This is a genomic window from Glycomyces salinus (assembly GCF_016428645.1).
Classification (GTDB): domain Bacteria; phylum Actinomycetota; class Actinomycetes; order Mycobacteriales; family Micromonosporaceae; genus Glycomyces; species Glycomyces salinus.
Map to the genome: position 1 here is coordinate 1 of NZ_JAELXW010000132.1, position 9,940 is coordinate 9,940.

The 9,940-nt window shown below is 67.4% G+C and carries 7 protein-coding genes; all 7 read right to left on the reverse strand.

All coding sequences use genetic code 11. From position 1 onward, the window contains the following. Positions 1-160: 160 nt before the first annotated feature. The 7 genes from JFB92_RS23220 to JFB92_RS23250 all read right to left on the reverse strand — a co-directional run bounded on the left by JFB92_RS23220 (position 161) and on the right by JFB92_RS23250 (position 9,389). Positions 161-1,861, reverse strand: a complete 1,701-nt coding sequence (locus JFB92_RS23220) for an ABC transporter family substrate-binding protein (RefSeq protein WP_199044111.1) — start codon at positions 1,859-1,861, stop codon at positions 161-163. 279 nt (positions 1,862-2,140) lie between these two features. Next, positions 2,141-3,847 (reverse strand): ABC transporter substrate-binding protein, encoded by a 1,707-nt coding sequence (locus JFB92_RS23225; protein WP_199044113.1) that lies wholly within the window; start codon positions 3,845-3,847, stop codon positions 2,141-2,143. A gap of 298 nt (positions 3,848-4,145) precedes the next feature. Then, complete coding sequence (locus JFB92_RS26370) at positions 4,146-6,212, reverse strand: HelD family protein (protein WP_199044115.1); 2,067 nt, start codon at positions 6,210-6,212, stop codon at positions 4,146-4,148. A 79-nt stretch (positions 6,213-6,291) separates the two neighbouring features. Next, the gene (locus tag JFB92_RS23235; RefSeq protein ID WP_199044117.1) at positions 6,292-6,807 is read right to left on the reverse strand and encodes a hypothetical protein; all 516 of its coding nucleotides are present in this window, start codon (positions 6,805-6,807) and stop codon (positions 6,292-6,294) included. Positions 6,808-6,916: 109 nt separating this feature from the next. Beyond that, complete coding sequence (locus JFB92_RS23240) at positions 6,917-7,210, reverse strand: GNAT family N-acetyltransferase (RefSeq protein ID WP_307789260.1); 294 nt, start codon at positions 7,208-7,210, stop codon at positions 6,917-6,919. Continuing rightward, positions 7,207-8,685: an MFS transporter gene (locus tag JFB92_RS23245; RefSeq protein WP_199044119.1), complete on the reverse strand. Its 1,479-nt coding sequence runs from the start codon at positions 8,683-8,685 to the stop codon at positions 7,207-7,209. The genes JFB92_RS23240 and JFB92_RS23245 overlap by 4 nt, the downstream gene beginning before the upstream one ends. A 122-nt stretch (positions 8,686-8,807) precedes the next feature. Then, positions 8,808-9,389 carry a hypothetical protein gene (locus JFB92_RS23250; RefSeq protein WP_199044120.1) on the reverse strand — a complete coding sequence of 194 codons (582 nt, stop codon included), beginning with the start codon at positions 9,387-9,389 and terminating at the stop codon, positions 8,808-8,810. Positions 9,390-9,940: the final 551 nt, after the last annotated feature.

Below are 9,940 nucleotides of genomic sequence, written 5' to 3' on the forward strand. Positions count from 1 at the left end.
CTTGTCACGGCCACGGGCGGTGCGGCAGGTCCCGCACCACACATGAGTTTCCTTCGTTATGAGTTCGTGACCTCGGGGGTGTGGTCGATTGAGGGGAATCAGACACAGCGGCGGGCCGGCCACCGCCGGCCCGCCGCTGTGTCATAGAGGCCCTAGCGGGCTACTTCAGCTTCCACTCGCGGACGTTCCAGATCGGTCCGGACTGGCTGTACCCGTTGGCGGTGATGCCCTCGACCAGGTTGGTGTTGTACACCGTCGCCTGCGGCTCGTCGAAGATCGGCAGGGTGTAGGCCTCCGGGCCCACGATCTCGCCGACCGCGTTGGTGAACTCGGCGGCCTCGTCGATGTCGTAGGTCGAGCGGACCATGTCGATCGCCTCGTCGGCCTCCGGGTTGGAGTACTTGCCGAAGTTCGAACCGGAGTCCGAGCGGAAGTACTGGCCGGGGGCGACGGTGAAGGCCGCGTTGCCGGACCAGCCGAAGATGACCAGGTCGAAATCGGCGCCCTGCAGGACCGGGCTCAGCTCGCCGTCGGGGATCGCCACCAGCTCGAGGTCGATGCCGATCGCGGCCAGGTACGACTGGGCGAGCTCGGCCGCGGTGGTGCGGACCACGTCGCCTTCGGCGTAGCGGACGTTGAAGACGACCTGGTCGCCGTCGGGCGTGAGCAGCTTGTCGTCGCTGTCCCAGGTGTAGCCGGCGTCGGTCAGGATCTGGCGGGCGGTGTCCGGGTCGCCCAGGCCCAGCCCGGCATCGCCCATGTAGTCCGTGTAGTAGCCGCTGTTGGGCCGGAAGAAGTGGTTGCCCTTGCGCTCGACGCCGGTCTCCGGGTAGACCTTGTCGTTGATGTCCTGCACGTCGATCGCGGTGAAGACGGCGCGGCGCAGCTCGATGTCCGACAGGAACTCGTTGTTGGTGTTGCAGTCGAAGTGCTGCCACACCGAGCCCTCGTAGACCAGGTTCTCCAGGGTCTGGTCCTCTTCGAGCTTGGCGAGCTCCTGCTCGTTGTACTCGGTCGCCCAGGCGCCGGCGATGGAGCCCTGGCGCAGCTCGGTGACGATCGCGTCGGTGCCCTCGACCACCTGGACGGTGAGCTTCTCGATGGTGGGCGTGACCGAGCCCTGGTAGTTCTCGTTGATCTCGTAGACCACGTACTCGCCGACCTTGGCGTCGGTCGGCACGAACGGGCCGAGGCCGACCGTCGGGGCGGTCTTGTCGAACCACTGGATGGCGTCGCCCATGGCCTCGGGGTCGTTCTGCCAGTCGAAGCCCTCGGCCTCGGCCAGGTGGCTGGGCAGGTAGACCATGTCGATGTACTGCCACTCGGGGTCGATGTAGCCCTCGATGTAGGTGACCAGGATCGTGCCGTCGTCCTCCTGCTCGATCGAGGCGACCTTCGAGCCCCAGTCGATCGAGGCCGGAGCGGCCTTCTCCTGGTTGGCGTGCTCTTCATTGCCGGACATCGAGTACCACTGGAATATGAAGTCCTCGACGCGGACCGGCTCGCCGTCCGACCACTGGGCGTTCTCGTTCAGGGTGTAGCGAATCTGCATCGGCTCTTCGCTGACCAGCTCCGGCTCCCCCGCCAGCAGCGCGTCGTCGAAGACGACGTTGGCGTCGGGGTCGAAGTCGAAGCCGGTCTGACCCATCGGGTTCATCGGGGTCAGGGCCTGGTTGCAGTAGGAGTTGTTCCCGTTCAGCGTGTTGAGGTTCCACGAGTCCCAGGACGAGGCGATGGCCCAGGTCAGCTCGGTCGCGCCGGAGCCGCCGCCGTCACCGTCGCCACCGCCGCAGGCACTGAGCGCGGCCGCGGCCGAGCCGCCGATAGTCAGGCCGCCGAGAGCCCTTCGTGTGAGAGCCATGTGTGTTCTCCTCCAGATGTCGTCGTCCCGAGGGCCCGCTCCCTTCGGCCGCGTTCGCTTTCCCGTGCGGCCGGTGCGAGTCCGGAGACGCAGTCTCCGGTCGCACCCTCGGGTGTTAGGACAAACCCTGGCACACACGTGAGCCGAAGGGCACTCACGGGCCCCAAACGGAGTTTATTCGTGATGTTTTCGTGATTTTCCACTGTGTTTACTGGCCGCGGGGCCGATTCGGCATCATCCCCGCGGCCTATTCGCTGAATTGCGATTCAGTGAATGACGCTATGCGTACTTCCATTCGCGGACGTTGAAGAGCGGACCGGACTGGCTGTTCCGGTTCGCCGCGACGCCCGAGAGCAGGTTGGTGTTGTAGATGATCGACTGGGGCCGGTCCCACAGCGGGAGGACGTACGCCTGCGAGGTCGCGATCGCTCCGGCCTCGTTGGCGTAGGCGGCCGCCTCGTCGATGTCGAAGGTCGTGCGGACCTTGTCGACCGCCTCGTCGAGCTCGGGGCTGTTGTAGGAGCCGAAGTTCGAGTTGGAGTCCGAGCGGAAGAACTGGGTGGGAGCGACGGTGAAGGCGGGGTTGCCCACCCAGACGAAGCTCATCCAGTCGAACTCGGAGCCGGTCAGCACCGGGATGAAGTCATCGTTGCTGTAGCCGGACAGCTCCAGGTCGATGCCGATCTCCACCAGGTAGGACTGGAGGAGGTCGCCGGTCAGTCGGGACAGGTCGGACTCGTTGCCGAAGCGGAAGTTGAACACGACCTGCTCGCCGTCGGGCGAGAGCAGCTTGTCATCGTCGTCCCAGGTGTAGCCGGCGTCGGTCAGGATCCGGCGGGCCTCGTCGGCGTCGCCGGTGCCCTGGGTGGTCTCGCCGACGTAGTCGACATAGTTGTCCAGGCCCTCGCTGAAGAAGTGGCTGCCCTTCCAGGGGATCTCCGTGCCCGGGTAGGACTTGTCGGCCATGTCGGCGATGTCGACCACGGTGTAGACGGCCCGGCGGAGCTCGACGTCGGACAGGAACTTGTTGTCGGTGTTGAAGTCGAGGTGCGCCCAGATCGAACCCGAGAAGATCTCGTACTCGAGCTCGTCACTCTCGTCGAGCTTCTCGAGCTCCTCGATGAAGAACTCGTTCGGCCAGCAGCCGGCGATGTTGCCCTGCCGCAGCTCGGTGACCTCGTTGGCGAGGGTCTCGATCACCTGGATGGTGAGCTTCTCGATGGTCGGCTTGACCGAGCCCTGGTAGTTCTCGTTGATCTCGTAGGTGATGTACTCGCCGAGTTTGGAGTCGACCGGGATGTAGGGTCCGGTCACCACGTCCCACAGGTTCTCGTTGAACCAGGCGATGGCGTCGCCCATGACCTCGGGGTCGGACTGCCAGTCCTCGAACCCGTTCTCCTCGGCGTGGTGGCTGGGCAGGTAGACGCCGGCGGTGTAGGCCCACTCGGGGTCGATGTAGCCCTCTCGGTAGGTGACCAGGATGGTGCCCTCCTCGGTCTCCTCGATCGAGGTGACGTTGGAGCCCCAGTCGGTCGAGGCGGGGACGGCCTTCTCCTGGTTGGCGTGCTCCTCGTTGCCCGAGACGCTGTACCAGTAGAAGATGAAGTCCTCGACGCGGACGGGCTTGCCGTCAGACCACTGGGCGCCCTCCTTGAGGGTGTACTGGAGCTGCATCGGCTCCTCGCTGACCAGCTCCGGGCCGCCGTCGAAGATCGCGTCGTCGTAGATGACGTTGCCGTCGGGGTCGAAGTCGAAGCCGATCTGCCCCAGCGGCATCATCGGGGTCATCGCCTGGTTGCCGGTGGAGCTGTTGCCGCTCGCGGTGGTCTGGTTCCACGCCTCCCAGGGGCCGGACAGCGCCCAGACCACCTCCCCGCCGCCGGACGACTCGCCGTCCCCGTCCCCGTCACCGCTGCAGGCGCTGAGAGCCGCTGCGGCCGAACCGCCGATCGCAAGGCCGCCGAGCGTCCTCCGCGTGATTGCCATGGATTTCTCCTCCACTTGTACGAGCACTGAGATGACAGGAACGATTACATGACCCCCGGCTCGATAGGTAGCTTCGGGACCCGTTCCGGGATCATTGTTACGACAACGTGATGATTCCTTGCAATATGAGAGGGGCCGGCCCTCAGACCGGCCCTGCCCCACAGGTTTCCAGTTCCTGTCGGAACACACGGTCGCACGAACGGTTTGGCCGGCGGAAGACTCCGGCGGCGGAATCGGCCTTTTCTTTACCGCAACGTGACGAATGCCGGGCATGCGGACGGGACGGACCGATCGGCGGTCAGGGGCGGTCGAGTTCGGGAGGCAGCGGTCCAGTATGGATAACACTCAGGCGGGAGACCGCGCGGGTAAGGGCCACGTAGAGGTGGCGCAGTCCAACGCCCTCCACCGTGGCCCCGCCCGTGGCGGGGGCGGCCACGATCGCGGACGGTTCGGCGACGACGACGTGGTCGTACTCCAGGCCCTTGGCCAGACTCGCCGCGACCGTCTCCACGCGATCGGATTCCGGCAGGGCCGCGCGGACGGCCTCCAGATCGGGGTCGGCCGCGATCACCCCGACCAGGCCCTCTTCGGCCAGGGCCTTGTCGACCGCCTGGCGCACTCCCGAGGCCAGATCGGCCACGCGCTGGAAGTCGAGCGAGCCGTCCGAGCGGATGGACCGTGCCGGGGAGACATCGACGCCCAGATGGGGAAGGAGCCGGTTTGCCAGGTCGATGATGACGCCGGGGACGCGGAACCCGGCGGTGAGCTCGGTGTACTCGGCGGTCGGCCCCGACTGCGCCCGCTGCGCCGAGAACTCGGCGCGGCCGAGGTGGCGCATCTGGGTCTCCCAGTCGGCCGCCGCCCACGGGGTGGTGCCCTGGGCCAGGTCGCCCAGGACGGTCAGGGCCCCTCCCCCGGCGCGGCGGGCAATGGCCCTGCACTGCATCGCCGAGAGGTCCTGGGCCTCGTCGATGACGATGTGGCCGTACGCGTCGGCCGGATCGGGAAGTCTGAGTCGCGCCCCGATCTCGTCCGAGACGAGGATGTCGGCCGCCGAGAGCTTGAACGACCTGCCTTTGACCGCGAGCAGCTCGGCCTCGTCCTCGGAGAGGATGCCCCGGGTCGCGTCGCGGCGGAAGCCGGCGTCGGTGTAGAGCTTGCGCAGGACGGTCTTCGCGTTCAGCTTGGGCCACACCGCCTCGAGGAAGTCCTTGACCGCCGCCGAGCCGCGGAGCTTGGTCGCCCACTTGCCGTCCGGGGAGTATCCGGCGCGGAGCTCGACCTGGCGGCGGATCCCCTGGACCATCGCGTCGGCCACGGACTTGCGGCCGCCGTCGTAGCTCTGGCAGGTGGCGCGGGCGGTCTCGATGGACTTGTTGAGGTAGTTCAGTCCGAGCCGCCAGCGCCAGCCGCCGTCGGTGACCAGCAGGGCCTCATCGGCGGTGACGCCGCCGTCCTCGGCGCGGCCCACGTGCCCCCAGACCGCGCGCTCGCACACGTCGGCCATGCGCGCGTCGTGCTTGAGCATGGCGACCTCGTGGGAGTCGGTCCGCTCGGCGGCCGCCGTGCCGGTGAGCTGCTGGACGGTGGTCTGCCAGACGGCGGTCTCGCCGAGGGTCGGGAGCACGCCCGAGATGTAGGCCAGGAATCCCTCGTTGGGGCCGACCACCAGGACACCGGCCTTGCGCAGGTGCTCGGAGTAGTTGTAGAGCAGCCAGGCGGCGCGGTGGAGTCCTACGGCGGTCTTGCCGGTGCCGGGCGCGCCCTGGACGCACAGGGTGGTGGCCGCGTCGCGGCGGATGAGCTCGTCCTGCTCGGGCTGGATGGTGGCGACGATGTCGCGCATCGGGCCGGTTCGGGGACGCTCGATCTCGGCGGTCAGGATGTCGGAGGCGATGTCCTCGCCCAGGCGCAGGTCCTCGTCCTCGAAGCCGGTGAGGGTCGCCCCCTTGAACCCGAAGCGGCGGCGCCGGTCGACCCCGCGCCGGTCGTGGGCGCTGGCGCGGTAGTAGTGCTCCGAGACCGGCGCCCGCCAGTCGAGCACCAGCGGCGTCGAGGTTTCGTCGCGGACGTGGCGGCGCCCGATGTGGTAGTCCTCGCCGGAGGCGAACCACAGCCGCCCGAAGAAGATCGCGATGTCGCGGTCGGTCAGGTCGGACATGCGGCCGGTCGCGTACTTGGCCATCAGGAAGGCCAGTTCCTTGTCGGGACCGACGTCGCCGTCGCCCTTGCCCCCGCTGTTGCCGATCTCGAACTCGGCCTCGTGTCGGTCGTAGGTGTCAGCGGTCGCCGAATGCATGGCCGACATGGCCGCTCGGGCCTTTTCGTGGTGCTCGATCTCAGAGCGCAGCTCGGCTTCGGACACAATTCTCTCCCGGAGAGGGCAGTGGATGTGAAGGCGAACTGACAACGCTAGCCGCGCCCGCTCCGGGGCCGCAAACGTTTTATGGTGCGGCGAGCGGTTTGACCTCGACCAGGAGGCCGTCGTCGCGTTGGAGGACCCAGCCGCCGCCGGGGGCCTGCCGCACGTCGTCCTCGAACGGCAGCTCGAAGTCGTAGCCGGTCAGCTCGTGGCCGTCGCGGGAGGCGACGGCGACCAGCAGCGCCGACAGGACCGCGCTGCGGGCGCACACGACGGCCGTGCGCCTGGGGTCGGGCAGGGCGCGGACGGCCCGCGCGGCCAACCAGGCGGCAGTGTGCGCCGAGTCACCGCCGGGGAACTCGGGGACCTCGGCAGCCAGGTCTTCCTGGGCGTCGACCGCGACACCGAGCCGCCCGGCCAGGGGCCCGAGCGTCTCGGAGCAGACGCGCTCGGGGGCGCTGAGGAGCGCCGTGGGGTTGTAGAGCTGGAGGAAGTCGGCCATGGCGCGGGCGCGGCGGGCCTCTTCGGAGTCGAGTCTGGCGCCGGGCCGCTTCTTCGCGGTCGCGGCGGGGCGGAGGAGGATGAGCGCGGACAGCATCAGCCGGCGTCACCTGCCGAGCAGGAGTTCATAACGAAGATGCTGCGAATTCAGGTGAACATTTCATGAACCCGGACTAGTCGCGGAGGTGAACGTTGCGAGTCGCTGTCTACGACGGCCGGTAACGAATCTCTTCGTACTCGGGGTGCTTCTCCATCCAGCGTTCAACGAACGGGCAGGTCGGGTAGACCCGGGCGCCCTCGGCCCGGAGATGGTCGAGCGCGAACCGCGCCAAGCGGTCCCCCCAACCCTGCCCGCGCAGCGACCGGTCCACCTCGGTGTGCGGCAGGACGGTGAACTCCTCGCGCGGAAGATATTCCAAGTATCCGAGAACTCCCCCGTCGGGATCGCGCAGCTCGTAACGGTTCTGCTCAGGATTGTCGAAAACACTCAGATCACTCACACCACAACCCTATCCCGCTCCCGACGACCGGGCAGGCCGATCGAGGCGACGGCTCCGGCCAGGCAAATGAGGGCGGTCGCGGTGAAGATCTCCTGGTATTGGACGGTCAGGGCCGCGTCGAAGGCGTCCAGGTAGGCGGCTTGCTGTTCCTGGTATTCGGATTCGCTGACGCCGAACGGGAGGGGGGTGTCCAGGTCCGCGGTGGCCGATTGGAAGCGGTGGAGGCTCCAGGAGGTCAGGGCCGCCACTCCCAGCAGCATCCCCATCATGCGGGCGACGACGACGGCCGCCGAGGCCATGCCGTGCTGCCCTTCGGGGGTGGTGGAGAGGGCGACCGAGGACAGCGGCGCGATGACCAGCCCCAGGGCGAGGCCAGCTACGGCCAGCCCGACCTGGACGTCCGGGATCGAGTAGGCGATGAGCAGGTAGGCCCCGGCGGAGGCGAGCATCCCGGCGACGGCGGGGACTCGCTCGCCGAACACCGCGGTAAGGCGCCCGCCCGCGACGGCCCCGATCGGGAGCCCGATGAGGAACCACAGCAGCAGCAGTGTCCCGCCCGCGGCGTCCTTGTCGAGCAGGGTCTGGGCCAGCAGTTGGACGTCGACCAGCGTGACCATGAGCGCGGCGCCGGTGGCGAGACTGGCGGCCAGCCCGAGCCCGAAGGGCTTCCAGCGCACCCCGACCGGGTCGAGCAGCTTGACCGGGGAGCGCCACTGCCAGAGGCCGAACGCGATCAGCACCGCCACACCGGCGGCTATCACCGGCGCACCCCAGGACGGAAGGACGGCGTCCTCCGGCTCGGGGTTGTAGAGTCCGACGACCAGCAGTCCCAGTGCGATCGCCAGGAGCGCTCCGCCGACGAAGTCGACGCGTTCCCGGCTGCGCTCGCTCCGCGCGGGCACGGTGAAGTGAATCGCCACGGCCGCCAGGACCGCGAGCGGCAGGTTGATCCAGAAGATCCCCCGCCACCCGACCAGCAGTGCCACGCCGGCCCCGAACAGCGGCCCGAGCACCGCCCCGAGCTCTTGGGCGGCGCCGACCCAGCCGAGCACGACCGGCCTTCGCCGCGACGAGAACAGGTCGGCGGCCAGCGCCATGGTCACCGGCAGCAGCGCCCCGCCGGCGAGCCCCTGGAGCGCCCGCCCCGCGGTCAACGTCACCATGTCGGTGGCGGTCGCCGAGATCAGCGATCCGGCGGCGAACCCGATCAGGCAGGCGTGGATCACCGCCCGCCGCCCGAACCGGTCGGACAGCCGCCCCAGCAGCGGCATCCCGGCGATGTACCCGAGCAGGTACCCGGTGACCAGGGGCGTGGCCCGCTCCAGATGGTTGACCGGGATGTCGAACTCCCCGATGATGTCGACCAGCACCGACACCAGCACGTAGGCGTCGATGGACCCGATGAGCACGGTGGCCCCGGCCGCCCCGATGGCGACCCGCCGCCGGGCCCGGGACGGCACCGCCGGGGACTTCAAGACGCCGCCAGGCGCGAGAGGTTCAACAGCATGGCGCCCATCCTAGGCCGGACCGCCGAACCGGTGGGACACGTCGAAAGGAGGGCGGGAAGGACTCGAGGACCGGCTACTGGCGGGAGAACTCACTCATAGCAGTTCCAGATTCCTCCTTCTTCGCGGGCTTGGAGGTTCTCCTTCTGATATTGCCAAGTGCACGCGAGGCCCATGTTGATCTCAGTTCGGCACACCCACTTTTCCTCTTCTTCCACAACGCTCGCCTCAACCTCAAGGCTCCCTCTGAAGTTGGCCTTGCAGTAACCGGGCATGTCCGATATTCCGCCGAGGGATTCGCCCTGCGGGTCGCGACAGTCCCCGCTGTAAGGACCAGATTCAACCTCAGCGATCAGATCCGGCGCGTCGTACTGCCACGAGCATGCATCATCCAGATCTATCTCTGCAGTGCAGAACCTGTCGTCGTTTTCCTCGTAGTTGTACGAACTGCAGTATTTCGCCAAGTCCAGGCCCCCAAGCGTCGGGGACTCGGGGGTGTCCACGCCCGCGGGAGTCTTGAGGTAGATGAAGTAGATTCCACCTAGAATCACCGTGGTCACCGTCACCGCTAGTGTGGAGGCTATTAACAACTTCTTGTCGACACCGGCTACTATTTCCTTCGCTTTCGCTGCCAAGCTCAGGATGGTGCCGACGAACGACAATGGCTCCGCCATTGGATTCACCTATCATTCTCTTGAGTGGTCGGCGCTCGACCACCCCTGGGCACCGAGGGGAGCGAACGCCCGGGCGGGCTGACTCGCTATAGGACTCAGTATACTCCGCCTCGAGCCTCGATCAAGACATCGTCACCCTTCGACAGCATTGAAGCCCTAGCGTAAAAGCGCCGGGGACACCTGATGAAGAAATCCCAAGAAACGCAACGGAACCCCTTATAAGTCGTTTCGAGTGTGATGCGTTGTGGCCCGTGGGATGGACTGGTCGTGATGGCGGGGTCGGTGGTCGGATACGGGTCGCGTGGAGTCCGACTTCAACCTGTCAGCGACGGTGAGGTGGGTGGAGGGCCGGGGTCTGCGGCGTGCCTCGGGCCGGGTGGCCCCGGGTTGCTGTGAAGGAGGCTCGCGACCTGTCAAGTACGGACGGCGCCGGGCGTGGATCGCTTGGGACGCCACCGGTCCCGGACGGCGAACATGAGTCTTCTCCAACCCTGCGGGTGATGGCAAACGATGGTTCGGCTGTCACCATTGATGTAGCACAACCGGACGGA

Excerpts from the sequence above, each read along its gene's own strand:
- JFB92_RS23225 (WP_199044113.1), bottom strand. The coding sequence starts at position 3,847 with ATGGCAATCACGCGGAGGACGCTCGGCGGCCTTGCGATCGGCGGTTCG.
- JFB92_RS23220 (WP_199044111.1), bottom strand. The coding sequence starts at position 1,861 with ATGGCTCTCACACGAAGGGCTCTCGGCGGCCTGACTATCGGCGGCTCG.
- JFB92_RS23250 (WP_199044120.1), bottom strand. The coding sequence starts at position 9,389 with ATGGCGGAGCCATTGTCGTTCGTCGGCACCATCCTGAGCTTGGCAGCG.
- JFB92_RS23235 (WP_199044117.1), bottom strand. The coding sequence starts at position 6,807 with ATGCTGTCCGCGCTCATCCTCCTCCGCCCCGCCGCGACCGCGAAGAAG.